At 64.5% G+C, this 25,375-nt stretch carries 15 protein-coding genes; 5 read left to right on the top strand and 10 right to left on the bottom strand.

The features are described from left to right. Positions 1-58: 58 nt before the first annotated feature. The 3 genes from IFT60_RS15610 to IFT60_RS15600 all read right to left on the bottom strand — a co-directional run bounded on the left by IFT60_RS15610 (position 59) and on the right by IFT60_RS15600 (position 7,728). Complete coding sequence (locus IFT60_RS15610) at positions 59-3,766, bottom strand: TonB-dependent receptor (RefSeq protein WP_192053096.1); 3,708 nt, start codon at positions 3,764-3,766, stop codon at positions 59-61. A 261-nt stretch (positions 3,767-4,027) separates the two neighbouring features. Further along, positions 4,028-4,750, bottom strand: coding sequence for a GntR family transcriptional regulator (locus tag IFT60_RS15605; protein WP_192053094.1), 723 nt, complete (start codon positions 4,748-4,750; stop codon positions 4,028-4,030). 11 nt (positions 4,751-4,761) lie between these two features. Then, positions 4,762-7,728 carry a glycoside hydrolase family 2 protein gene (locus tag IFT60_RS15600; RefSeq protein WP_229510896.1) on the bottom strand — a complete coding sequence of 989 codons (2,967 nt, stop codon included), beginning with the start codon at positions 7,726-7,728 and terminating at the stop codon, positions 4,762-4,764. Between the two features lie 256 nt (positions 7,729-7,984). Here IFT60_RS15600 and IFT60_RS15595 point away from each other — a divergent pair, with 256 nt between their 5' ends. Beyond that, on the top strand, positions 7,985-9,307 hold the full coding sequence (locus tag IFT60_RS15595) for a DUF3422 family protein (RefSeq protein ID WP_192053092.1): 1,323 nt from the start codon (positions 7,985-7,987) through the stop codon (positions 9,305-9,307). A 274-nt stretch (positions 9,308-9,581) separates the two neighbouring features. Here the strand turns inward: IFT60_RS15595 and IFT60_RS15590 are convergent, their stop codons facing one another. From IFT60_RS15590 to IFT60_RS15580, 3 genes are all read right to left on the bottom strand, one after another. Beyond that, complete coding sequence (locus IFT60_RS15590) at positions 9,582-11,432, bottom strand: glycoside hydrolase family 2 protein (protein WP_192053090.1); 1,851 nt, start codon at positions 11,430-11,432, stop codon at positions 9,582-9,584. A 27-nt stretch (positions 11,433-11,459) separates the two neighbouring features. Continuing rightward, positions 11,460-14,225 (bottom strand): exo-rhamnogalacturonan lyase family protein, encoded by a 2,766-nt coding sequence (locus tag IFT60_RS15585; protein WP_192053088.1) that lies wholly within the window; start codon positions 14,223-14,225, stop codon positions 11,460-11,462. A 161-nt stretch (positions 14,226-14,386) separates the two neighbouring features. Continuing rightward, positions 14,387-15,796 carry an MFS transporter gene (locus tag IFT60_RS15580; protein WP_192053086.1) on the bottom strand — a complete coding sequence of 470 codons (1,410 nt, stop codon included), beginning with the start codon at positions 15,794-15,796 and terminating at the stop codon, positions 14,387-14,389. A 319-nt stretch (positions 15,797-16,115) separates the two neighbouring features. Here IFT60_RS15580 and IFT60_RS15575 point away from each other — a divergent pair, with 319 nt between their 5' ends. Then, entirely contained in the window at positions 16,116-16,682 is a 567-nt protein-coding gene (locus tag IFT60_RS15575) for an NMCC_0638 family (lipo)protein (RefSeq protein WP_192053084.1), read from the top strand. 459 nt (positions 16,683-17,141) lie between these two features. Beyond that, positions 17,142-18,110 carry a hypothetical protein gene (locus IFT60_RS15570; protein ID WP_192053082.1) on the top strand — a complete coding sequence of 323 codons (969 nt, stop codon included), beginning with the start codon at positions 17,142-17,144 and terminating at the stop codon, positions 18,108-18,110. A 423-nt stretch (positions 18,111-18,533) separates the two neighbouring features. Here IFT60_RS15570 and IFT60_RS27080 read toward each other — a convergent pair whose 3' ends face one another. After that, complete coding sequence (locus tag IFT60_RS27080; RefSeq protein WP_374001054.1) at positions 18,534-18,656, bottom strand: transposase; 123 nt, start codon at positions 18,654-18,656, stop codon at positions 18,534-18,536. 350 nt (positions 18,657-19,006) lie between these two features. On the opposite strand from IFT60_RS27080, the gene IFT60_RS15560 reads away from it, so the two are divergent. After that, the gene (locus IFT60_RS15560) at positions 19,007-19,936 is read left to right on the top strand and encodes a YiiX/YebB-like N1pC/P60 family cysteine hydrolase (RefSeq protein WP_192053080.1); all 930 of its coding nucleotides are present in this window, start codon (positions 19,007-19,009) and stop codon (positions 19,934-19,936) included. Positions 19,937-20,246: 310 nt separating this feature from the next. Here IFT60_RS15560 and IFT60_RS15555 read toward each other — a convergent pair whose 3' ends face one another. From IFT60_RS15555 to IFT60_RS15545, 3 genes are all read right to left on the bottom strand, one after another. Further along, on the bottom strand, positions 20,247-20,588 hold the full coding sequence (locus tag IFT60_RS15555; protein ID WP_192053079.1) for a hypothetical protein: 342 nt from the start codon (positions 20,586-20,588) through the stop codon (positions 20,247-20,249). A gap of 14 nt (positions 20,589-20,602) precedes the next feature. Next, positions 20,603-20,971 (bottom strand): hypothetical protein, encoded by a 369-nt coding sequence (locus tag IFT60_RS15550; RefSeq protein WP_192053077.1) that lies wholly within the window; start codon positions 20,969-20,971, stop codon positions 20,603-20,605. 190 nt (positions 20,972-21,161) lie between these two features. Next, positions 21,162-24,035, bottom strand: coding sequence for a M16 family metallopeptidase (locus IFT60_RS15545; protein WP_192053075.1), 2,874 nt, complete (start codon positions 24,033-24,035; stop codon positions 21,162-21,164). Positions 24,036-24,318: 283 nt separating this feature from the next. On the opposite strand from IFT60_RS15545, the gene IFT60_RS15540 reads away from it, so the two are divergent. Next, a complete protein-coding gene (locus IFT60_RS15540) occupies positions 24,319-25,077 on the top strand; it encodes a hypothetical protein (RefSeq protein WP_192053073.1) in 759 nt (252 codons plus the stop codon). Positions 25,078-25,375: the final 298 nt, after the last annotated feature.

Below are 25,375 nucleotides of genomic sequence, written 5' to 3'. Positions count from 1 at the left end.
ATCTGCAGCGGACAAAAGAAAGCCGCCCGGTGGGCGGCCTTCGCGAAGCGTGGGCTGGTCAGCCGCCGAAGCGGAAGTTCGCACCCACCATGATGCGGCGGCCCGAGTAGGCGTAGTCCAGCAGGTTCGGAATGCCATCCGAGAACGCGCTGTACTGGCCCTGGCTGTTGGTGGTGGTGGCGTTGCCCAGGTTACGGCCTTCGATGAACACCTCGGCGTTCGGCGTCAGCTTGTAGCCCAGCTTGGCATCGACGAACCGGGTCGAATCGCGGAAGTTCGGCGAACCCGGGTTCCATGGCAGCGGACGGCCGTTGCCGTAGGCGTTCGGGTAGTTGTTCACGCTGTTCGCGGCGCAGGCCGCGATACAGGTGAAGTAGGCATCCACGGCTTGCACCGCGACCCGTGCCGAGAGACGACGGCCGTCGTCGTACCAGAGCGCCCAGTTGTACGAGTATTTCGACTCGCGCAGCGGGGGCATGACGTCGCCGGTGATCAGGTCGACCACGTTCTGGGTCGAGCTGACCGAGGCCAGCTTGGTGTAGTTGGCGTCGAAGCCGGTATAGCGCAGGAACGACGGCAGGAAGGTGAACGCGGTCTTGGTGCCGAACTCCCAGCCCTTGCGGGTGGTGGCGACGCCGTTGAGCCAGGTCGTGTAGTCGAAGGTCAGTTCGCTCAGCGGACGGCCGGTGGCAGGATCCACTACGTTCGAACCAGCGAACAGCGGCACCGAGTTCACGCCCTGGGCGATCGACGGGCCGACGATGCCCTTCTGCTTGAAGTAGGCCAGCGAGAACATGGTGTCCTTGCTCGGATAGTACTCGGCCGAGAGGTCCTGGTTCAGGTTGCGCTGGGCCGCCAGCTTGGCGTTGCCGACCGTGTTGGTGCAGCGCTGGTCTTCGTCGCCGCTGTCGCTCAGGCGTTCGTCGTAGATGCAGACGCCGGCCGGCAGCAGGCGGTCGACCGGCGGCCGCGCCAGGGTCTTGGCGCGGTTATAGCGCAGCACCAGCTGGTCCGGCACGACCCACATCGCCAGGTTATAGATCGGCAGGAAGTCGGTCGTCTTGGCCTGGACCGCGGTGTTCTGCGACACTTCGGTGGTGACGATGCCGCCGGCGGCGTTCGGGTTGCGGGCGTCGTAGCTGGCGGTCTTGTTGATCGAGCGGAAGGTCATCACGCCGGTGCCGTTGACGCGGGTCTTGACGATGCGGTAGCCGAGGTTGCCGTCGATTTCCCAACCGAAGGGCAGCGCGCGGTCGGTGAACGGGATCTCGCTCAGGCCGAAGTCGGCCATCACGTAGGCGGCCTGGCTGCGCTCCTTGACCTTCTGCACCGGCTGCTGATAGAGCTTGCCGTCGCTGCCCAGGCACTCCTTGACGCAGTCGAAATTAATGTTCGGCACGCCGGTCAGGGCGAACACCTTGTCGACGTCGATCTGGGTCCAGTTCTGGACCAGGCCATCGGGCTTGTCCTTGGCGCCGTTGAAGAACGAGGTCGGCGTCGCCTGGCCGACCAGGGTCTGGGCGATGATGTCCTGGAATGCGGACGGCGTCAGGACCACCTGGCCGCTGTTGGCGGACGCATACGCGTTGCTCGGCACGAAACCGAATTTGCAGGCGTTCCCGTTGGCGCCCAGCGAGCCGGGCGTGTTCTCGCAGCCGACGAAGGAGCTGCGGATGAACCCCGCCGGCACCACGATGCCCGGTACGCTGCCCTGGGCCGCGCGCACGGTCACGCCGTTGCCGTTGTAGCTGTCGCCGATCGTGTCGCGCAGGTTGAAGCCGGTCTTGAAGCGCTTGAAGAACGGGATCGATTCCGGCAGGTTGTAGCTCACGTCGAGCTTGGCGGTACGCTCTTCGGTTTCGCTCAGGCGGGGGGTCCAGGTCAGCTGCGGCGCCTGGGTCAGGCGCGGCTGCTGGGCGGCGGTGTAGGCCGGGATCGAATTGATGTTGTTGCCGCCGCCGGTCACCGCCGAACTGGCAGCCACCGGATTGAGCTTGGCGTAGTTGGCCGGGTTGGTCTGGTCGAACGCGGCCGGCAGGCTGTACGCCCACAGGCCGTTCGGCAGCACGCTCATGGTGGCCGGACCGTACTCGTAGCTGAAGCTGGTGCGCTTGTCGCCGCGGTTCCAGTCCGACTTGGCGTCGCCCACGAAGAATTCCGCCGTCAGGCCGTCGCGCTTGAAGGTGCCGCCCAGCTGGAAGTATTTCGAGGTCGTGGTCGATTCCGAATGCACCTGGTCGGTGCCGGCGGTGCCGTTGCTGATGCCGAAGCTGGTCACGTGGTGGTTGGCGTCGACCACGACCGAGGCCGGGTTGACGTTGGCCACCGCCCCCGTCACCAGCGGCTGGCCACTGACGTAGCTGGCGGTGCCCGGGTACAGGAAGAAGCCGGCGCCGGCGGCGCCCGGCGCCACGGCGCGGCGGCCGTTGGCGTCGATGAAGGTGCCCGCCGTGTTGACCGCCAGGCCGCCCAGGCCATAGGTCAGGAAGTTGTTGTCGATCTTGCGCTTGCTGTAGCTGCCCTTGGTATACAGGGTCAGATCGTTGTTGACCTTGAAGTCGAAGCGCAGGTCGAGGTTGCCGCGCTTGTCGACTTCGCGCTTGATGATGTTACGTACCAGCGAAGGCGTGTAGTCGTTCCACTGGTTCAGGCAGGTGAGCAGCTCGTTGCTGCGCTGATTGATCGCGGCGGTGCGGTTGCTCGAGCCGATGGCGGTGATCTGCGGCGAGGTCGACGACAGGGCCGGGAAGGCGGCGTAGCAATCGGCCTTGGTCCGGGCGGCGGCCGAGCGGGTCAGGATGTCGAGCGGCGTCGCGCCGAGGAAGCTGCCGGTGCCGCTGCTGTTCGGGTAGCTGGCGGTCGGCTGGGTCGAGGCGGCGTCCGCCATGTTCAGCGTCGACGGATTGAAGGTAAAGGTCTTTTCCGGCGAGTTGTCGAAGTCGACCGAACGCGCATAGCCCTGGTTGGCGCTGGTGGCCACCTGGATCGAGTGCGATTCGTTCTTCGCCTTCGAGGCCGAGGCATTGAGCAGCACGCCCAGGCGCCCGTCCATGAATTTGCGCGCCAGGATCACGTTGGCGTCGGGCGACCATTTGTCGTTCAGGCTGTTCTTGGTGCCTGCCGCGCGCACCGAGACGAAGGGCTCCTTGAAATCGAGGCCGGTACGGGTCTTGATGATGATGCCGCCGCCGAGCGAACCCTCGGTCATGTCCGCGGTCGAGCCTTTGACGACGTCGACGCTCTTGATCAGGTCGGCCGAGAGCTGGCGGAATTCGGTGCCGCGGCCGCTGCCGCCGCCATTCATGTCGGTGCCGCCGGCCGACTGCACGCCCTGGCCGTCGATCTCGACGCGGGTCAGGTCGGGGCCGTTGCCGCGCACGGCGACGCTGACACCCTCGCCGAAGTCGCCGCGGTCGAGCGCGATGCCCGACATGCGCGAAATCGCTTCGCCGATGTTCCGGTCCGGCAGCGAGCCGACGTCTTCGGCGACGATCGAATCCATAGAGGTCGCCGCATTCTTCTTGCGCGAGATGCTCGATTGCTGCGACTTGCGGGTCGAGACGACCACGGTGGCGATCTGGCCTTCAGTAGCGCTACTGGCTGCGGTTTCGCTTGCCGGCGGCTCTTGCGGTGTCGGGGGAGTGCCGGCCTGCTGGGCCATGGCGGCGTTGGCGGTCACCAGGGATGCGAGCGCCAGCGAAACGGCGTAGCTCAGGCGGGTGGGACGCAGTTCCCGCTGGCGCGGTGCGTAGTGAATGTCGTGCATTGTAGTCTCCATGCTTGGCCGTCGCGCGGCCTTCTGTCTTCGCGTTGCTGCCCGGTGGGCGCCGCCGCTTTATGTGCTCACTGCTCGCCTCCGACTGAGCGCTTGCTGAGCATTTGATGCCCTAGTGTAGAGTTGGATCGGGCCGCCGTGCGCTGTTCAACAAAAAGAATCACCGAAATGAGCGATTCGCGCGGCGAATGCGTCACAGCTTGCGCGTTTCTAAGCTGGACCCGGAGCTGGACCCTGAGCTGACCCCGACACTCAAGCCGCCAGCGACGGCGGCGCGAAATCGGCCGGCAGCATCAGGTCCGGATAGCGCTCGCGCAGGGCGTCGAGCGCATTCAGGGTGCCCGACAAATGCATGCGCACTTGCGCCTGCGCGCCGTCCGCGTCGCCGGCGCCGATGCAGCGCGCGATCAGCGCATGCTGCGCGATGATCGAATCGGCCTTGCGGCTGAGCGGCAGGTGCAGGCGCCGCAGGCGATCCAGGTTGCCGCTCGCACTGCGCATCATCGACCACAGGTCGGGCAAGACCGCCGCCTCGTACATGTGGCGGTGGAATTCGATGTCAAGGCGGGTGAAGCCGGCCAGGTCATCGGACGCGAGGCAAGCCTGCTGGCGCGCCACCAGTGCCAGCAGCGTGCGCTCGAGCGCGGGATTCGGCTGGCGCGCCAGCACGTGCACCATCTCGAGTTCGACCGACAGGCGCAGGAAGTGCGCCTGGCGCGCCGCGGCGAGGTCGATGCCGCGCACCCGCGTCTGGTGCTGCGGGAAGATGTCGACCAGGCGCTCTTCCTCGAGGCGCAGCAGGGCTTCGCGCACCGGCGCCTGCGACAGGCCGAAGTAGGCGCACAGCTGCGGGCGCGGCAGCACCGTCCCCGGCGCCACGACCAGGGAAACGATGAGTTCGCGCAGTTGCTCGAACACCTGCACCGTCGCATTGCGCGAGCGGTCGAGGCGAAAGCCGGGTCCGGGAAAATGCATGGCCTCGTCCTTCAGGGCAGCTCGTAGAACTCGGCTTCGACGATCGACAGCGCGCTTTTCGAGAGCGCCTTGCCGCCGGTGTCGACGTTGGCCTGGTTCGCCACTTCGGTGAGTTTGATGGCGCCCGCCTCGTCGACCTTGCCGTCGAGCGCGATGCGCACGGTGCTGCCGCTGCCTGCCTTCGTGGGTTTGAGCGGCAGCGTCACATAGCCCAGGTTCTTCGGCGTGACGCCGGCATACACTTCCTCGCCGTCGACAGAGATCCGCAGCGGATAGCTGCGTTCGCGCCAGCCGGTCAGCTTGAGCGCGATTTCGCCCAGGCGCGCCGGGCGCGCCAGCGTATAGGTGATTTCGGCCGCCTCGCCGGCCTTGCTGGCCCAGGTGGTGGTTTCGTCGTCGTCGTACGAGAGCGCGCTGGCGCCGCCGTTGCTCGGCGCCGTGCTCGATACGACCGGCACCGCGACCCGGCTGACCTTGAACGAGGGCGTGGCCGGGGTCGGGCCGCGCCCGAGGAACAGCGGCGGCGCCACGGCCGGCGCGGCCAGTCCGCCCGTCACCGGCACCGGCGTCGAGGCGAAGCGCAGTTCGGCCGGCGCCAGGCCGGCGGCGCTGGCGCGCACGACGATGCTGCCGGCCTGCGGCGTGCTGCGTACGAATACGCGGTTGACGCCCCCTTCCACCGGCAGCGAACGCGCCAGGATGTGGTTGTCCGGCCCCTGGGCGATGCCGCCGCGCCATTCGGCCGGCCCCTGCAGGTCGAAACTCACGGTGTCGAGCGCGACCGGGTTGCGACGGCCCTTGGCGTCGACCACCTCGACCTGCACCAGCGCCAGGTCGGCGCCGTCGGCGCGCAAGCCATGCGGCGACGCGACCCGGGTCAGGCGCAGCGCCACCGGTTTGCCGGCGCTGGCCAGGGTCGTTTCGCAGATCTTCTTGCCGCGGGCGTCGTAACCGACGGCTTTCAGTTCGCCCTCCTGCCAGGCCACGGCGTCGAAGGTGAACACGAAGCGCTTGCTCTGCTTCGCGGCGCCCAGCTCGCGGCCATTGAGGAACAGCTTGACCGCATCGGCGCTCGAAATCACGTGCACCGGCTTGGTGGTCCCCGGCGCATAGTTCCAGTGGCCGACGATGTGGGCGCGCGGCGTCTCGACGTCGACCCAGCCGTCCCACATCACCTGGTGCGCAAAGAAGCCATCTTTCGGGATGCGCATGGCGTCGACTTCGCCGCTGCGGCGGTAGTTCTCGGCGCCGCGGTGGTGGGTATTACTGTCCGAGAAAATGATGTTGACGCCGCCGCTCGACACGCGCGTGCCGGTGCCCGGCCGCTCGCGCCAGTAGTCGTACCAGGTGGAGACGTTCTGCAGCGCGAAGCTGTCCTGGTTGCGGTTGTAGGCGGCGGCGCTCTCGCCCTTGTGCAGCGGCCCGTCGCCATCCTTGTGGAAGGGCGGCGAATACTCGTCCCAGAACTTGCGCGCGCCCTCGTCGCGGTTGTACTCCATCGCCCACATCGGCATGCGCGCGCTCTTATTGATGTATAACATTTCGCCGCCATACTCGGACACTTGCTGCAGCGCGCTGCTGAGCATCTCGCGGCTGCCGGCGGCGCGCCCGCCGTGCGGGTCGTACTGGTCGCGCAGCGCGCGCATCTCGCGCATGTGTTCCAGGCTCACGCCCTTGTTGCCGCTCTCCCAGAACAGCACGCTGGGGCTGTTGCGGTTGTAGACGATGGCGTCGCGCATCGCCTCGACGCGCTGCTCCCAGCGGCGCCCATCGACGTCCTTTTCGGAGTCGCCGGCGGGCAGCGCCTGCATCAGGCCGATGCGGTCGAAGGATTCGACGTCCTGCTTCCACGGCGCGATGTGCATCCAGCGCACCAGGTTGGCGTTGCTGGCCAGCGCCAGGCCGTTGCTGTAGTCGGACAGCCAGGCCGGCACCGACATGCCGACCGCCGGCCACTCGTTCGAGGTGCGCTGGGCATAGCCCTTCATCTGCAGCACGCGGTCGTTCAGCTTGACGACGCCGTTGCCGAATTCGGTCTTGCGGAAACCCGTGCGCGTGGTCACCGAGTCGAGCGCCTTGCCATCCACCTTCAGGGTCGTGACGACGTCGTACAGGTAGCCATAGCCCCAGCTCCAGAACTGCAGGTTTTTTACGCGCGCGTTGGCCTTGATCGTCGTGGTGGTGTTCGGCGCCAGCGTTTGCGTCGGCGCCGCGAAACGGGCGACGCGCTTGCCGTCCTTGTCGCGCAATTCGACTTCGTAGACGAAACTTTGCGGCCGCGCCGAATCGTTGCGCACCTCGGATTCGGCCCAGACGGTGGCGCTGCGCCCGGCGACGTCGAAGTCGCGCGCGTAGACGTAGACGCCGGTGGTGCCGAGCGTCGAGAACAGCGGCAGGGTCTGGTACAGCGGTTCGGTCACGTGCAGGCGCACGTTCTTCGGCAAGCCGCCGTAGTTGGCGTTGAAGTTCTTGTCGGCCCACTGGTAACGCTGGTTGGTCGCCTTTTCGCGGTAGTCCCAGCTGTTATCGGTGCGCACCGCGACCACGTTGTCGCCCGGGAGCAGCGCCGCCGAGATCTCGAAGCCGAAGGCGTTGATGCCGTTTTCGTGCAGGCCGATGCGGGTGCCGTTGACGTACACCTCGGCCGCCTGGCGCGCACCCTCGAACTCGAGGAATACCTTCTGCCCGGCCTGGTGCTTCGGCAGCTGGAAGTGTTTCCGGTACCAGGCCACGCCGGTCGAGTGGTCGACGATGTCCTTGGCGTAGGCGTCGTCTTCGTTCCAGGCGCGCGGCAGCGACACCGCTTTCCAGGCGCTGTCGTCGAACGAGGCCCTGGCGGCATCCTTCGGGTCGCCGACGTGCAGTTTCCAGCCGGGGTTGAAGTCGTACTGGGAGCGTTCGGCCATGGCCGGAGTGGCGGCGAAGGCGCAGGCCAGGGCCAGGGCGATGGGCGTGAACGAGGTCGAGCGAGGCATCATGCGGGATTCATCCGTGAGGTTGGCGCGGCCATCGGCCGCGGATAGTGCACCTTGAAGCTGCGTGTTAAAGCTAATATATTAGTTGACCAGCGCTGCCATTCTTCCGCATCGGCTGCGTGTTGTGGGGGCCAATCAACATTCACTCATCATCATGAGCGATGGCGCGCCGCCGATTGACACGGACGCCGAATCGAACGGTAATGCTGAGGACAGGGCGACGCCTCCCGGCCGCCGCGCTTTACCATCGAAAGGCTGCATGAGAGACTTTAACGGGTCACTGAACCATCCGTCGCGCGTCCCGCTCGCGGCGGAGCTGCATTCGCGGCCCTTCCTGCGCCTCGATGCGCCGCAGGCGATCACCCACCTGGCGATCTGCCATGGCGGCCCGCAGGCGCAGGTCCAGCATGGCTTGCTGGCGGCGCTGTGCGGGCATTTCGGCGTCGCCGCCCCCGCATCGGACAACACCGCCGGCAGCAAGCACTTTTTCCACGACTTCGGCAGCTTTTGCCTGAAGTGGGAATGCCATACCGAATTCGCCACCTACACGGTGGCCGCGCCGCTGGCGCAGGGCACGGCGCCGCACGACGCCTTCGACCACATGCCGCTCGCCTTTTTGCCGGCCGCGTGGCTCAGCCAGCTCGAAGGCTTGCTGATGGCCGCGGCGCACGTGGCCATGGTCGAAGGCGGCGCCGATGCCTCGCGCCTCGCCGCCGTGTTCGAGCGGCGCCAGCTGGCGGGATCGTCGGTCATGCAGGGCGCGGAGCTGTGGACCGACTTCGCCATCCAGGCCGACGGCTTCAGCCGCTTCGTGATCCGCGACCTCGGCATGCGCCACCTGCAGGGCGGGCGCCTGGTGCAGCGGGTGCTGGAGATCGAAACCTACCGCATGATGGCCCTGCTCGGCCTGCCCGCCGCGCGCCTGGTCGGCACGGAACTGGACCGCATCGAAGCCGAGCTGGCGGCGCTGGCCGGCGCCATGGTCGCCACCGACATGGCCCCTGCCGACGCCGGCGGCGACGGCGAGGGACGCCTGCTGGCGCAGATCACGCGCCTGGCCGCGCGCCTGGAAAAGCTCATCCTCGACAATGGCTACCGCTTCTCGGCCTCGCGCGCCTATTTCAGCATCGTGCGCGCCCGCATCGAGGAGTTGCGCGAAGTGCGCATCGAGGGCACACCCACGGTCGAGGAATTCATGGACCGGCGCCTGGCGCCGGCGATGCATACCTGCGACGCCACCAGCGCGCGCCAGGATGCGCTGGGCCGGCGCCTGGCCGACACCAACGACCTGCTGCGCACGCGCGTGGGCATCGTGCAGGAGATGCAGAACCGCCGCATCCTCGAATCGATGAACGCGCGCGCCGCCCAGCAGCTGCGCCTGCAACTGGCGGTCGAGGGGCTGTCGGTGGCGGCGATCTCGTATTACCTGGTCGGCCTGCTCGGCTACGCCGGCAAGGCGGCAAAGGCGGCCGGCCTGCCGGTCAATCCAGACCTCATGCTCGGTGTGCTGGTGCCGCTGGTGGCCGGCGCGGTGTGGCTGGCGCAGCGGCGGGTGCATCGGAGGATCGGGCGTTCGCATTGAGTGTGTTGCCGTGCGGCTGATCGGGCGCCGTACCGCGTGGGCACAAGTGCCCACCCTACGTTACGCGACGGCCAACGGGTCAATCGAGATGGTGGTGCACCTGTAGGGTGGGCATGCCCACGCGTTCGTGCCAACGCATACCGCAGCGTCCGGGATCGTTCGTGGCGCATGCACGCGCGGCCCGTGCGCCGCTGTCAACGGCAGGATCGAGGCCGGTGCGTAACGTAGGGTGGGCTCTCGAGCCCACACGCTACGGCGCATGCAGGTCGAAACGTCATTTTGCGCGGTAATACGTGCGCAACACCTCGAACGCCTGCTTGCGCACGCCCGTCTCGGACAGCAATCCCTTGCGGTTCCAGCCGTTCTGGAACACCGGGTGTTCGCGCCGCGGCGAGCGGAAGTCCTTCAGGATCCAGGGCGACATGCCGCGCAGGGTCGGGATGCGCTCGGCCATGGCGAGGGTCTGGCGGTAGTAGGCGGCCTGGTACTCCTCGGTGAACTTCTTCATTCCGTCGCTACCGTTACTCCTGTAACCCGCCAGCGCGTCGGCGCCGAACTCGGACAGGATCAGCGGCCGGTCGCCCGGCACTTCCCAGCGCAGCGCGGCGATCGCCTCGAGCGAATCGGAGCCGTACCAGCCGGCATAGGTATTCACCGCCAGCACGTCGAGCTTGTCGACCAGCGGGTCCTGGATCGCCAGCACGTCGCCGCCGGGCGCGCTGCGGCGCTCCACCAGTAGCGCGGCGCTGACCAGGCGGGTGGGGTCGAGCTGGCGCACGTTGTCGGCCATGGCGCCGTGGAAGCGCGTGCGCGAAGGCGAGACCGGGGTTTCGTTACCGACGCTCCAGAGCACTACGGCGGCGCGGTTGCGGTCGCGGTAGATCGTCTCGGCCTGCATTGCCAGCGCCTTGCGCAGCACGGCCGGGTTGTCCCAGTCGACGGTCCAGTAGACCGGGATTTCGCTCCAGACCAGCAGGCCCATCTCGTCGGCCAGGCGCACCGTCGTTTCCGAATGCGGGTAGTGCGACAGGCGCACGTAGTTGGCGCCGAGGCCGTGCTTGATCTCGTGCAACAACGCGCGCGATGCCGATTCGGTCATGTTGCGCGCCGGGTTGGGGCCGAATTCTTCCTCGTGCAGCGAGATCCCGCGCAGGAACAACGGCTTGCCGTTCAGGAGGATCTGGCTGCCCTTGACCGCGATGGTGCGGAAACCGATGCGGTCGCCCAGCGTGTCGCCGGCGCCGGCAAAGCGCACGTCGTACAGCGTCGGCTGCTCCGGCGACCAGCGCTGCATGCCGCGTGGCGCGGCCAGGTCGAACACGGCGCGGCCGTTGGCGTCGGTGACGGCGCGCGCGCTGGCCAGCGTGCCGATCGCCACCGTCACTTCCTGGTTGGCCGCGCCCGGCCCCTGCAGGCGTACTTCACCGGCGATGCGGCCGTCGGGACGCAGCGCCAGCGTGGCGTCGTCGATGAAGGTGGCAGGCGTGGTGACCAGGCGCACCGGGCGGGTGATGCCGCCGTACAGGTCCCAGTCGGTGATCGTGGTCGGGATCGATTGGGCGTCGTGGGTCGAATCGACGCCGACCGTCAGGCGGTTCTCGCCCGCGCGCAGCGCGTCGGTGATCTCGACCACGAAAGGCGTGAAGCCGCCTTCATGGCGCCCTACTTCCTTGCCGTTGAGGTAAACGTAGGCGCGGTAGTTGACCGCCTCGAAGCGCAGGAAGCGGCGCTTGCCGGCTTCGGGCGCGGCGCTGAATTTGCGCTGGAACCAGACCAGGCCATCGTAGTAGCGCAGTTCGGGCGTGGCCGCATTCCATGCGCCCGGCACGGCGATCTGCGCGCCGCGGTCCATGTCGAACTCGAAGAAGTCGGCGCCGCCCTTGGCTTCGACGGCGGCGACGTCGATGTCGCGGTAGCGCTGCATGCGCGACTTGGCGACCCAGCCGTTGATGTCGGTGAGGCCGGTGCGGTACAGGTCCTTCGAATAGGTCCACTGTCCTGAGAGGTCCTGGCTGTCGCGCTGAAGTGCGCCGGTCAGCAGGAAAGCAGGCCTGAGGTCCTGGGCCCAGGCCGGCAGACTGACGGCGGCGACGAGGAAGCACAACAGGGTAATGAGCTTGTTCATGGATGCGGGTCCCGTTCAGTAAATGGATCAGCGCAGCAGGCCGGCCGCGCGCATGGCTTCGTCGAGGGTATCGCCGACGAGGGCCAGGTTCTGGATCGCGGCCAGGCTGCGCTGGGCCGTGCCGTTGGTGCCGATGCCGCTTTGCTCGCGCAGCGGGCGCAGCACCTGCGTGCCTTCGATGCGGCGCGCCGGCCGCGGCTTCAGGAAGGCGGCGTCGCCGAGCAGCTCGCGCCAGGCGCGCAAGGCCAGCGCGCGGTCGCGTTCGTGGTGGGCGGCATAGGCGGTGAGGCGCGAATGCGAATCGGGCTGGGCGCGCTTGCCCGGGTCCTTGCCCAGCAGCGCCACCAGCTCGGCCGGCGTCGCGTTGTAGTAGCGGCAGTATTCGAGCCAGGCCTTGCGGTAGGCCGGCGCGTCGAGCAGGGTCAGGAGTTCGGAACTCATCTCGACCACGCCGAACACGCCGTTCAATTGCGACAGCGCGACGTGCTCGCCCGGCCCCTGGAACCTGCCGCTGCGCGGATCGTAGGGCGCGGAGGACGCGAACCAGCGGCGCTTGAGGCCACCGATGCTTTCCATGCCGGCCAGGATCTTGTCGCGCCAGCGCGGGTCATTGGTGCGCTCCCATTCGGCCAGCCAGGCCGATACCAGCGAGCCCCACATGGTGCCGAAGGCGGCGTTGACCAGACCCGCCGCCGGCGTGGCGCGTTCGGCGCTCGGGGCCAGCTTGCGCGAGATGTCGACCTTGTGCAGGTCGGCGTCGGAATCGAGCAGTTCGCGCATCAGGTCGCCCACGCGCTCGTCGGCGGTGAGGAAATAATAGATGCGGCGGTAGGCGGCGTTCGACACGCGCGGCTGCTTCGACGAGTCCGACCAGTGCTGCACGCCGTGGCGGGTGCCGAAGCCCTTGAAGCGGCCCAGGTGATACACGTCGACTTCGCCGGTGTGGCGCGTCATCGCCTCGGCAAATTTGAAGACGTCGGCGCGGCCGGTGCGCAGGTAGCTGTACCAGAGCCAGAGGTCGGTCGACAGTTCCGAATTGTCCCAGGCATAGCCGCCGATGTCGTAGCGCCACATGTGGCGGTCGGCGTCATAAGCGTGCATCACGTCGCCGTAGGACCAGAAACCGTACCAGCGGTGCTGCACTTGTTCGACCAGGTACTGGTCGAGCTGGGCGTCGAGCCAGTCTTCGACGACCGTGCGCGCCGGCGTGTCGCGCCGCGCCACATCCCAGTCGCCGAAGACACCGCATTCCTGGATGCGCGCCGGCGCCAGCACCAGCCGCGCCGGATTGGCCACCTGCTCGGCCATGCCGGAGAAGGCATCGTGCGACGGCGTGCCGTCCAGCACCCACAGCTGCAATTCCGATGTGCGCGCCACGCCGATCGACGAATCCCAGCCCGCCTCGTAGTCCTCGTAGGTGATGTTCAGGCCGGCGATCTGTTTTTCATGGGTGTCCATACCGTCGACGCCGCGGTAGGAACGCATGTCGAGCGCCGGGCCGCTTGGCGCGACCATCCAGGCGGTGATCTCGGCCGCCGCATTGTCCCCCACGGCGGCCGCGCCGCGCACCTCGAGCGCCGTCGGCGCGCGCTGCCAGAAGTCCTTCAGGCCGAGGGCCACGCCGCCGGCGGCGCCGCCGACATAGGCCAGGCCCTTGGTGCGGGTGCCGCCATTGCTGTCGATCCAGGCGCGCCCGGAACCAGTGCGCTTGCGGATCGTGAAGCCGTCGGGCGTCGCCTGCGCCAGGGTAAAGTCGCCCCACTCCGGAATCCAGGGCAAGCCGTCGCGCACCGCCTGCGCCATGCCCTCCAGCGGCGGCAAGGCCTTGCCGGCCACCTGCGCGTCGCGCCAGGCCTGGCCGGGGTCGCGCCGCAGCCCGGTCACCGGACGCACCGCTTCGCCCCAGACGCCGACGCCTTCGCCGGAAAAACGCACGTGGCGGTCGTGGCTCGGGTCGGTCATCGGCACGGTGGCGGTCACGCCCAGGCCGGCGATGAAGTCGCGCGCCGGATCGCCGTCGTAGACAAAGGAGTGGACGATGCGCACGTTGTTCGAACCGGCATGGAAGTACAGGCGCAGCGAGAACGGCAGCCAGTCGCGCCCGCCGCCGTTGTGGATGCCCTCGAGTTTTACCACCGCGCGCACCGGGCCGGCCTGCTCGACTTGCACCTTGCTGACGCGGCTGGCGAAGGGCTGGCGCGAGACGGTCCCGCCGCCCTCGAGTTCCGGCCCGTCCTGGCGCAGCGCCACCAGGCGCAGATGCCGCATCATGGTCCGCCCGCGGCGCGTGGCCTGCTCGACCAGGTAGGGACCCGCGGTCGGGATCGTCCACGCCAGCTCGCCCACCGTGACGGTGACCTGCCCTGCCCTTTGCTGGACCGAGACGCCGGGCGCGGCCGCGCCGCTGCTGCCGCGTTGCAGGTCCATGGCGGCCGGCACAGCGCCGCCGGCGACGGCGTGCGCAGTCCACTTCAGCGAGCCGTCCGGCCAGTAGGCCAGCGGCCAGGACTGGACGGCGGGCGAACCGGCGCCAAGCGTGAACTGCGGCGCCGTGCCGGCCGCGGGCCGCAGCACGCCGCGCGGCCAGGGCACGCCGAGGGTCGCGCCTTCGAAGCGCGCGGGCGCCGCGCCGTCCAGCCAACGCAGGACGGTCGCCGCCGGCATGCTGCCCGGACGGCCGGTATTCGCCGTCTGCGCGCGTGCCGGCACGGGGAGCGCAACCAGCGAGGAAAGCGCCGGGACGGCGGCGGCCGCGCCGAGGAAGCGGCGCCGTGCGTGTGAAATCGATGTCATCGTGTCTCCAGGGCCGGCCAGCGCACCGCCAGCTGAAATATTAGTATATGGTCAGCAGTATAGGAGCCCATCAGGATACGGTGTGCTCATGTTCGTGACCGGAATGTGCAAACGGCGTCCCGGAGGACGCCGCCGCGGATGAAATAATAAAGACGGACTGCTTACAGGTCGGTAATCTCGCGGTGCGCCGGCACCAGCGCCTTCATCACGCACCAGGCGATCAGGTAGGCGACGGCGCAGATCGAGAACATGATCATGTAGCCGGTGTGGATCTGGCCGAAGGCGCCGTAATAGTCGAACAGCCAGCCGCCCAGCTTGGTGAGCAGCACGCCGCCGAGGCCGCCGGCCATGCCGCCGATACCGACCACCGAGCCGACGCTGTGTTTCGGGAACATGTCGGAGACGGTGGTGAACAGGTTGGCCGACCAGGCCTGGTGCGCCGAGGCGCCGATGCCGATCAGGATCACCGGGGCCCAGTAGCCGAGATAGCCGAGCGGCTGCGCCAGCAGCACCACCAGCGGCAGCACGGCAATCGCGAACATGGCGCGCATGCGGCCCTGGTAGATGTTGTGGCCGCGGTCGATGAACCAGGTCGGGAGCCAGCCGCCGCCGATGCTGCCGACCATGGTCATGCTGTACAGGACCGCGAGCGGGATCACCATGTCGGGGCCGGACAGGCCGTACTGGGCCGACATGTACTTGGGCAGCCAGAACAGGAAGAACCACCAGACGCCGTCGGTCATGAATTTACCGAAGGCGAAGGCCCAGGTCTGGCGGTAGCCGAGCAGCTTGAACCACGACGCTTTCGGCGCAGCCGTTGTCGGTGCGGCCGACGAAGCCACGGCGGTATCGCTGTTGATGTACGCCAGTTCGGCCGGGCTCATGCGGCGCTGGCGCTCGGGCGTGTCGTACAGCCAGATCCAGATGCCCATCCAGAGGAAGCCGACCGCGCCGACGGCGATAAAGGCGAACTGCCAGCCCCAGGCCGCGGCGATCAGCGGCACGGTCAGCGGCGCCAGGATGGCGCCGACGTTGGCGCCGGAATTGAAGATGCCGGTGGCGAAAGCGCGCTCACGCTTCGGAAAATATTCGGCGGTGGCCTTGATCGCGGCCGGGAAGTTGCCCGACTCGCCGATCGCCAGGATCGCGCGGCCGATCATGAAGCCGGCGATCGACACCGGCACCACCGCCAGCCCGACCGTCGTCAGCACGCTGTTGACGGCGTCGCCGATGGCGACGGCGTAGGCGTGGGCGATGGCGCCCAGCGACCAGACCACGATCGCCAGCACGAAGGCGCGCTTGGTGCCCATGCGGTCGATCACGCGGCCGGCGAACAGCATCGAGATCGCGTACACGAACTGGAAGGTGGCGGTGATGTTGGCGTAGTCGGTGTTGGTCCAGCCGAATTCCTGGGTCAGGAGCGGCGCCAGCAGGCTCAGGACCTGGCGGTCGAGGTAATTGATGGTGGTGGCGAAAAACAGCAGCGCGCAGATCGTCCAGCGGTAGCGGCCAATGGCCGACGCCTGCTCAGGCTTCTGCTCCTGCACGGTATTTAAAACTTGCTGATTCATCGGATGGGTTCTTTCAGGTGAAGCAGCAGGCAGGCGCCGGCTGGCAGGGAGATCGAATCGCGAACGTCCAAGCAAGTTCCAGGAATCCGCGTTGTACGTCATCGTACGAGTCCCCTGCCAGCCTGACAAGCATGAGGCCGCACTCGCTCAACGTGTTGATTGCTTGCCGGCGATTCCTGAAAACTTCGCTCAACGGGCCTTATTCGCCTGCGTTTCGTTTGTCCATCGCGGCTCATCCCGGTTTTTAGGAATTGCCATTTTGTTTTTATATCGATACAGTCGATCAAGGCATATAAAAACAAAAGAACTGGAGATGTGAATGAAGATGCGCACCTGTATAAGCGCCACCATGCTGGCGACAATCGTTTTTGCTTCCCATTGTCATGCGGCTGAAGGGGATGACAGTACCGATCATTTCGCAAAGACGTATTCAGGTTTCTGCATGAAACACATTAATAACCCTGAAGCCCTGCGCACGCAGCTCATCGCGAGCAAGGTACCGAAACTGCCTCCCGAGCAGGCGACCCATTTTCTGAGCGGCCATGAAGGGGACGCATGGCCGGTACCGTATCAGGGACGGCTGGGAAACCTCGTCCTCGCCCTCCCTGCAGGAAAAAACGTGTGCGCGCTCTATATGCGCAAGGCCAATCAGGCGGACGTCGAACGTGCATTCATCAAGCCCGTCGGCCAAGCGCCGGCGCCCCTGGTTGTGGAAAAAAGGACCGACAAGCATGCCGATACGCCCGGCAACGGCGAAACGCATACCATTTCCTATGCATGGTCGGTACCCCAGGCCAAGCGCAAAATGGTATTCACCCTGACGACAGCCAGTTCGGACAAGGCGCAACTCCATGTCCTTGCATCTGCTGCCATGGTCACGGAATAATCGGTCAGGTACGCCATGAGAATATCGACGCCGTCATTCGCACTGCTGTTCGCGCTTGCTATTTCCGGATGCGCGCATACGCAATTACAGCCAGCAACGAGCACAGCGGCTGGACATTCATGTTCGCAGGCGCCTGGTGGCGATTGCTATGCGGGTCCGGGCGGCCCGCTATACGCAGGTCCTGGGGGCGCGTTGTACGCCGGACCGGGTGGCGCGCTGTATGCCGGACCGGGCGGCGCGTTATACGCAGGCCCTGGCGGCACCTTGTATGCAGGTCCTGGTGGCGCGCTATACGCCGGGCCGGGCGGCGCCTGCTATGCCGGACCCGGCGGCGCCTGCGCCGCTGCGGCCGATGGCACGCAGTGCCCCGCAATCTGCAAGGCCGCATTAACGAAAGCGCCCGTGGCGGACTAAGAACAATGGAGGCCGTGCGGAATGCTCTGCCGGCCGCGCAAATCAATGAACCGGCTATCCAGACCACATTATTTTGCTGTCAGCGCGGGCGGCCTCGCACTGGCCCTGCTGCTCGGCCTGCCAGCGCCGAACGCCCACGCCAGGTGCATCGCCATCCTGCAGGCAGGCTTTCCCCACGCCCACGTGCAACACTACCCAGCGAACATCCGGGGCGTTTTATTCCAGGCACCGGCCGACAGCGCGCTGTCGGCAGACGACTTCGAGATCGCTTCAACCGACGCCGGGCGACCATTGCGCGGCCGGATCGAACCGGTGGCACTGCCCGCCGACTCCGCCGCGATGGCCAATCTGCCGCGCGGGACGCAACTGTTCCGCATCCTGATCGAGGGCGGCTACGCGCCCGGCGGCAGCTACGGCATCCGCTATACCGCACCACGCTGGCTGCCGATGCAATACCCCGATGCCATCAGCTTTACCGTCGACCCGGCGCCGGCCGCGTTGACGCGCGACGACGTCTCGCTGCGGGCGCATCCGCCTGAAGTACGCATGCATGTCGTAGAAAACGAGGACATCGGTACAGGAATGATCGCAGCGACCCGGCGGCTGGAGACACGCGTCGCGTCCACCCTGCAGCCTTACCGCGGCGCGGTCAGCGTCTTCCCCGAGTGGGCGGACAGCGAGAACAACGGCGCTACGCATGCTTATACCCCGCTGCGCCAGCGCGCAAGCGCGTGCAGCGGCGAGGCCTTCGGTGCGGGCGCGCGCGAGCGGCCGGACGTCGTCTACCAAGACTGCGCTCGGCCACTGGGAGGCAAGGCACTGCAGGCAAGCGCCGGCTTCTTCGAAATCGACGATCGCCTGCACGCCTTGCCGGTGCTGCACGTGGACTGGGACGCCACCACCCAGGCTGCGTGCGCTGCTGCCGTGCGAAAACCGCTCAGCCATCGCGAAGCACTGGATGCCATGCAAACCGGCGTCTTGCCTCGTGCGACAACTGGCTCGGACGGCCAGTGAGCTTGCCGCCAGCTGCCGGGCTTTGATCCCTGGCGAATAAGAGTGCATAACAAACCAAACGCGATGGGCTCTCGAAGCGTACCCTCGATCGGCATGCAGCTTACCTGGACATTTGCGGGCACGGCCGACCTGCCCTTTAACTGCTGGGATTGACTCTACCCGCCGGATGAGTCAACGCGAGTCATGTACCTAAGGGCCTGAGATCTGGGTTACTAACGGAAGCCTGCGCTGATCCAGCAACAAATGGTGTTTGCAGCCGAATTTGCCGCGGTCGGCTTGGTTTCTGCCCGTATGCTTGACTCCAGCAGACGCCCATAGGCTTGCAGCGTCAATGCAAGCTCGATCCAACATGATCTGGTCGTGCTCACGGAGCCGTCGCAGAATCGCCTCGTGGATATGTTGCCAGACGCCCACTTGCATCCTTCATGACAGGCGATGCCAGCATGTCATGCCACTGCCGCAGCCGAGTTCGCGCGGCAGGTACTCCGATGGTATCCCAGTCTTGAGAACAGACAGGATTCCGGTCAGTACCGCGCGGTCATCAATACGTGGCCGTCCACCTTCGACGATGGGCTCGAAGATGAGCTGCTATAAGCGTCTACAGGTCGTCGGGAGGAAGTGCTCGGCCTTGGCATCAGTCCGTCTAAGAACACGTACACCATGTTAGTGCCCGGATTGAGGCTGTGTACGTCGGCTATCGACCCGAAGCGGAACTGACCACGCAAAGATTAACCGGCGCAAGGCTGCCGTTGAGTAGTACCGAATTATTTGGCAAACTGCTTGCGGTAGCTGCGCTCTTCTTTAAAATGGAAAAAGCCCCGATAATGTAAATGCATGTCCTGCTCAACCAAGCCGCTTACTATACAAATTTGTGACTACGGTCTCACCTCAACGACATGTCTGAACTCTTTCCGAAATATTCGACCCCTCTAGCGGGTGATATTATTCTTTGCGGCGCATCGTGGAACGTCCATGTCCAGCGCGTGTTGCGCCTAGGACGCGTCGCCGACTATAGCCACGCTGCGGTAATGTGCAGCATCAATTTCGGGGTCCAAGCGATGCCTGATGGGGGCGTCGATGCATTCGGCTTGCACCATTTTTTCAGTGATCAACTGGCCAGCTCTCCATGGAAGGTTTATCGCCACAAGGACGTTGACACATACGCGGCAAACCAAGATGCCACGGACATCACGACACGCTTTCGTGAAGCGGCGAAGTATTTCATGGGCCAAAGCTACAATTTCGCGATTAATCTGCCCGAATGGCCCGGATGCACTAACAGTTCCCGTCGCAGCTTCTGCTCTCAGCTGGTGGCACGGATTTACGAGAAGGCTGGGTGTGTTCGGCCTCATACTCGCCTACTAACGTCGACCGTCCTACCCTCAGACCTTCAATCTCATTTTTCTCACAGCAAAGATTGGCTGGAAGTCACTTCAATTTATTCAGAGCGCATGGATTGGGTTGTTAGCAAGGATCGATTGGCCTCTGAGATCGCAACAGATTCAACGTCGATTGAGATCCTTCGCAAAGACCTCGAGCTCTCGCTCTGGTCCCAAGAGCGATTTGCTCGCGACGAGGCAGCGTTAGCAACATTCGAGTCCGCTTTGTCCTCGTTAGAGGCGCTGGTCGAGCGCCAGTATAAGCACGTGATTGGTTCCCCGTTGCCTGCTATGCAGCCGTTAAACATGACCAGCCACCTTGCAAAAGCACTCGAGCGAGGAGCGCAGTCAAATTGGCAGGCTCAAAATATCTTCAGAGGATATCAATGGCGTCTACGGTTGCGTAAGATTTGGCGTACGGTCAAACGCGACCGGAATCAGGGCTGAATATGCTTAAATACCCATTTCGCTCAGCGAAATGAGCCCTGCCCAAACTCCGACGCTTGTGAACGCCAGCATCTAGCCGGTCCAGGCCGTTCAAGAGTGAAGAGATGCATGTCGATCTCTTCGGGAAAGTCGGCGTGAAAGCCAGTTCGTAAACCGGCCATTTCCGTTCTGTAGCGGTGAGACCTTTGCGTCGCTAGGTACCTCGAATGCAAATCCGTAACAGCCACACTGACAAAGCTCACCGACTTCCCGACCGCGATCTGCTAGGTCAAAGGGGCGATAAACGGCAGGTCCTGCGTTAACAGGAGGCTCATCCATTTTTGCACATGAGCCAGCGTGTTTGCCATAAGGGTCTTCTGGAAAGGACGGTTGCATTAAAAAGTGCTGCTAAGCCGCAGCGAACTTCGTTCACGAGCGCACGTCCGCTTCGGCCGAACCGGGGCGTTGCGTTCAACGTAGCAGGTCGCCAGGCAAGCATGAGCTGAATGTTATTGAAAGGAGTAGACAGCGTTACGATCCAGCCCGTTGGGAAAGCCTGTTTTTGTTCCTTGCACGCTTGAAGCGGGATGCGTTGCGCGAGCGCATTCTGCGCTGCAAGAGCAAAGCCGATGCCAGCGAGCTGCATCATCCGCCGAGAAATTTTCGACAGCATTGTTCCTTCGGTTATCACCAAGCGCTCCCTGGGACAATGCCTTTGCCGTTCTCCCGTAGTCTGGACGATATGACCCAGCCTGTGACATCCCGATCACCCTTCTTCATCGCAATAAATGAAACTTTAGTAAAGCCCTTATAGGTAAAGTGTGCGAACAGCATATCGCCGCTAACGAGGACCTGATCGTTCATTTTGCAGCCGTTATCCGGCGCCCAGTACAACTGCACTCTGCCTGTTCCGACAATATCACGGCCCGAGCCGAAATCGGGAACGATGTTTGCAGCATCCTCCCCGTCTGCGTTTAACTTGTCACAATCGACGCCTGCAGATGCGCCGAAAGAAAGCAGTACAAGAGCCAGGAATAAAACGCAATTCTTATTCATGCGATCTCCTCGAGTCGACAAGCATTGCGCCAGCTATTTTCGGCAAAACAAGATCGACGATAAGGCCAACCGGCTACGTCGAACCGGTGTTTCTCAACGTCGACGATGGGACATAAAAACGCCCGACTCGATTTTCATGTGCTCGTGAAACGTCTAATTAATACATAAAGCCTGCCCGCAGCATCGCGCATCACGGCGTCCCCGCGCCAACGATGCCGCTGGGCTGCCACCACTTCTCCGGATTCATCACCACCTGTACATAATTGCCCGTGTTGAAATACTGCTGGGCGGCGGCCTTGATGTCGTCCACGGTGAGCGCGCTCATGACCTTGCCATCGGCCAGCCGCTCGGCCGGATCGGTGCCGGTCATCAGCGCGCCCTCGAGCAGGCCGGCCCAGGCGCCGTTTTCCTTGAGGCCGCGTGCGATCGATTGCAGCGCGGTTTGCTGCACCTTCAGCAGGTCGGCTGCGTCCGGCCCGCGGGTCTTCAGCAGTTCGATCTCGGCAAACAGCGCCGCCAGCACGGGCTCGACCTTGTTCGGCGAGGTCGGCAGCATTGCAGCCACCTGGTAATGGCCATATGGCACATGCGACAGGTTGCCGCTCAGCTTGACGCTGTAGACCAGCGACTTCTCGCGCAGCACGTCGGTGAGGCGCATCTTGGCGATCTCGACCAGGGCGAGGAAGCGCATCCGTTCGGCGTTCGAATACGTCGCCGGACCGGTGAAGTTCAGCGAAATGACGCTCTGGTCGTGGGTGCCGCGCCGCACTTCCTTGCGGACGACGCCGGTCACCGGGCGAATGCCCAGGTCCTTGAAGCCGACCGGAATCTCGCCGGTCGGCAGGCTGCCAAGGTAGGTGGCCAGCAGCGGCTTGAAGGTCGCCGGGTTGAAATTGCCGACAAAAATGAATGTCATGTCCCTGGCGCTGGAAAACCGTTCCCTGTAGAGCGCGATGGAATGGTCCAGCGTGACCTTGCCCAGCGCTTCCTGGCTCGGCAGGCCGGGCACGCGCGGGTGGTTGCCGTACAGGGTCGTGCGCACCGCGTCGGCCAGCACCATGTCCGGACGCGCCATGGCGTCGCGGGTGGCCTCGGCCTGCTTGCCGATATACGACTTGAACAAGTCCTCGTCGCGGCGCACGCTGGTGAAACGCAGGTACACGGCCTGCAGCAGGGTTTCGAGGTCGCCCGGGGCGGCGCCGCCGCTGACGTGCTCGGTGTGATCGGTCATGCCGATGCCCAGGCCCAGCGACTTGCCCGCCAAAATCTGCTGCAGGGCCAGCGGCGAATACGCGCCCCAACCCATGCTCGAGACGATGGCGCCGGCCATGCGCCCGTTGACGTCGTCCTCCGGCTGGTAGAGCGAGGTGCCGCCGAAGCGGGCCGCGCGCATGACCACCTGTTCGTTGCGGAAGTCGGTCTGCTTGAGGATCACCTTCACGCCGTTCGACAGGGTCAGGCGCGTGATGCCGACTGCCGCGTCCTGCGTTTCTTCGGTGATCGCGCCGCCCACGGGCGGGGTGTCGAGCAGGCTGCCGGCGAACACCTTGTCTTCGCGCGCGGTCACTGGCGCGTTGTCGGCCGCTTCCAGCGCGGCCAGCAGCGCGCCCTTGGCGGGCGCCGGGGCGCTCGCGGTGTCCTTGCCCTTGAAGGTCAGCTGGCGCGCCGCCCTGGCCGGCAGCACGGTGCGCGCATGCTGCTGGAGCTCTGCCAGGCTGATCTCCGGCAGCAGCGCGCGCGTCAGGCGGTGCTCGTCTTCGAGGCCGGGCAAGACTTCGCCGTTGAGGAAGCCGCCGACGTAGGCACCGACGAACGTGGCCGAATCGATCTTGTCGCGCTCGGCATACTGCAGTTCGACGCTGCGCAAGATGGTCTTGCGGGCGGTGTCGAGTTCGGCCTGGCTGAAGCCGAAGTCGCGCACCCGCGTGCTTTCCTGGGTCAGGGCAGCGATCGCCGGGGCGGCCCCGCCCTTGCCCAGCACCGCCTCGAGCTTGTAGGCCTGGTAACCCTTGCCCATCGGCTCGTATCCGGCCTGCGCGCGCACGAAGGGCGAGTCCGGCAACTGCGCCAGATGCTGGAAACGCCGGTTCAGCATGAAGTTGAACATGTTACGTACCTGCATCGCGCGGTAGTCGGCCACCGTGCGCCGTGTCGGCCGTTCGGCCTGCGGGTAGCCGATGGCGAGACTGCTGCCGGTCGCTTCGGCATCGGTGGCGATGAATGCGACGGTGCCGCGCCGCGCGCGCTGCGTGACGACGATCGGCGCGCGCGGATTGGCGGGCATGGTCATCTTGCCGAAATGCGTTTCGATCATCTTCTCGGCGGCGGCCGGATCGATGTCGCCCACGGCGACCACCGCCATCAGGTCGGGACGGTACCAATCCTTGTAGAAGCGGCGCAGCGTTTCCGGCGGCGCGTTCTGGATGATGGCCGGCTTGCCGATCGGTACGCGTTGCGCATAGCGCGATTCGCCCAGTCCAAAGAACCAGTTGGTCGACAGCGACCGGTTCATGCGGTAGGCGGCGCTGTCGCGCAGGCGCGCTTCCTGCGCGATCACGCCGCGTTCGGCGTCGACGGCATCGGGCTCGAAGCTCATGCCCTGGGCCCAGTCGGACAGCACCAGGAAACCCTTGTCCACCTGCTCCTGCTTGCCGGTCGGGATCGATAACTGATACACCGTTTCGTCGTACCCGGTGTATGCATTCAGGTCGGCCCCGAAGCGCACGCCGATCGACTGCAGGTAGGAGACCAGTTCATGTTTTTTGAAATTGGCCGACCCGTTGAATCCCATGTGCTCGACGAAGTGCGCCAGCCCTTGCTGGTCGTCGTCTTCGACCAGGGAACCGGCCTTGACCACCAGCCGCAATTCGAGCTGCTTTTCCGGCCTGGCATTGCGCTTGATGTAATAAGTCAGGCCATTTGCCAGCTTGCCGACCTTGAGGTCGCGTTCGTATTGGATGGGTTCATTTGGATCGGTGGCGGCATTGGCGTTTGCTATAGACGCAAACAGGACTGCGATCGAACAGACAGCACGCAGGAAGCTGGAAGATACCGCAAAAGACATCGACAACCTCACAAAAAATTAGCCGCTTGATATTACGCCTTTAATTTCCCTACGTCATTTAAATTATGCTTGTCGATCAGCTGGACGATTGATTCTGCGGATTATTCATTTCGGGTACGGAGCAGTTTTTTATTGATCCCGGCGTAAAACAGTCGACGGTCCTGTACGATGAAACGACTTATGATTGGTTCGATATAAACCCTCACCTATGCCGCCCGCCTGTATGTCGCCACCGCCACATCCACAAGCCCGATCCGATCAATCCCTGCTGCGCGGCCTCGCCGTGGCGACGATCCTGTCAGCAATAGCCGCCGCGGGGTGCATCGCCTACGCCGCGCGCCACGGTGCTGCAATCGCACGCAACATCAGGGCCCCGATCGTTGGCGACATGGGCGACATTCCGATGAAAATGCCATGGTATTTTGCCGAATGGGCTGAATATGAAGGCGAGCCGACCTGGGAAGTGCGGAAAGGACCAGCACCGGTCCGCACACTGGCGTCGAAGCTTGTGTCGTTTGGCTTCAAGCTGCGTTATCCGGATATGGCTGAATTGTCGACACCTGAACTTTGGAACGAGTATCGAACGGCGTCGATTTATACGACACCCTGGATACGTATCGGCATCAGCACAGGCAGTCATTTCGGTGACGGTGGCGCGCTCGATCGCCACTTGGAATTCACGCTGGCCGATGCGTCTGTAGACTATAAACTTGACCCGCGGCCACAATATGGCTTGAGTGTGTATCGCCCCTCATGGATCGCGCCATCGTTGAGCAAGGCAGCATTGCTTCACGTCGATAATGACATCCTTGTCTACCGCGACAGTCACGGTCGTGTCGACACACTTATTATTTGCAGCAACGTGAAGCATGATGCAGCGCCTTGCACACAAGAGTCGAGACTCGATACGAATATAAAAGCCTGGCTAACTCTGGCTTACCGGCGCGGCCGGCTGAGCGATTGGAAAATCATGGCCACCAAGGTACACCACACATTGATGCAGTATCGCGCTGATGCGGGTCGCATTTCTACAATCCCTTGATCCACTACCGGCTAAATCCCATGGCAATCATTCGTTCTAAGAAAGTCATGATCGTGATGAATTATGTAGGGCAAAGAAGACCGAATGGAGAAAATCCTGAAAGGAAAAAAATTACTGATCGAATTGAGCGCGCACGGTGCATTTGGTAGGGACCTCACTCCATTCAGCCTACCCGAATTATCCAGGAAAGAATGCTCAGACCCGAAAGGGGGACGGCTAGACCGGGGCGTATGCCGATCTTCCGTCTGAATTCCCTTACGCGATCTACTCAGATGCCCACATTTCGCGACGAATCAGC

The sequence above is a fragment of the Massilia sp. CFBP 13721 genome (assembly GCF_014842025.1).
Lineage (GTDB): Bacteria > Pseudomonadota > Gammaproteobacteria > Burkholderiales > Burkholderiaceae_D > Telluria.
The sequence above is the reverse complement of the archived record's forward strand: the minus strand, read 5'-3'. Positions and strand labels throughout refer to the sequence as shown.

What these genes read in the sequence shown, in the direction of transcription:
- IFT60_RS15590 (WP_192053090.1), bottom strand. Translation starts at nt 11,432, where the DNA reads ATGAACAAGCTCATTACCCTGTTGTGCTTCCTCGTCGCCGCCGTCAGT.
- IFT60_RS15570 (WP_192053082.1), top strand. Translation starts at nt 17,142, where the DNA reads ATGAACCGGCTATCCAGACCACATTATTTTGCTGTCAGCGCGGGCGGC.
- IFT60_RS15585 (WP_192053088.1), bottom strand. Translation starts at nt 14,225, where the DNA reads ATGACATCGATTTCACACGCACGGCGCCGCTTCCTCGGCGCGGCCGCC.
- IFT60_RS15595 (WP_192053092.1), top strand. Translation starts at nt 7,985, where the DNA reads ATGAGAGACTTTAACGGGTCACTGAACCATCCGTCGCGCGTCCCGCTC.
- IFT60_RS15550 (WP_192053077.1), bottom strand. Translation starts at nt 20,971, where the DNA reads ATGAATAAGAATTGCGTTTTATTCCTGGCTCTTGTACTGCTTTCTTTC.
- IFT60_RS15575 (WP_192053084.1), top strand. Translation starts at nt 16,116, where the DNA reads ATGAAGATGCGCACCTGTATAAGCGCCACCATGCTGGCGACAATCGTT.
- IFT60_RS15555 (WP_192053079.1), bottom strand. Translation starts at nt 20,588, where the DNA reads ATGCTGTCGAAAATTTCTCGGCGGATGATGCAGCTCGCTGGCATCGGC.
- IFT60_RS15605 (WP_192053094.1), bottom strand. Translation starts at nt 4,750, where the DNA reads ATGCATTTTCCCGGACCCGGCTTTCGCCTCGACCGCTCGCGCAATGCG.
- IFT60_RS15560 (WP_192053080.1), top strand. Translation starts at nt 19,007, where the DNA reads ATGTCTGAACTCTTTCCGAAATATTCGACCCCTCTAGCGGGTGATATT.
- IFT60_RS15610 (WP_192053096.1), bottom strand. Translation starts at nt 3,766, where the DNA reads ATGCACGACATTCACTACGCACCGCGCCAGCGGGAACTGCGTCCCACC.
- IFT60_RS15545 (WP_192053075.1), bottom strand. Translation starts at nt 24,035, where the DNA reads ATGTCTTTTGCGGTATCTTCCAGCTTCCTGCGTGCTGTCTGTTCGATC.
- IFT60_RS15600 (WP_229510896.1), bottom strand. Translation starts at nt 7,728, where the DNA reads ATGATGCCTCGCTCGACCTCGTTCACGCCCATCGCCCTGGCCCTGGCC.
- IFT60_RS15580 (WP_192053086.1), bottom strand. Translation starts at nt 15,796, where the DNA reads ATGAATCAGCAAGTTTTAAATACCGTGCAGGAGCAGAAGCCTGAGCAG.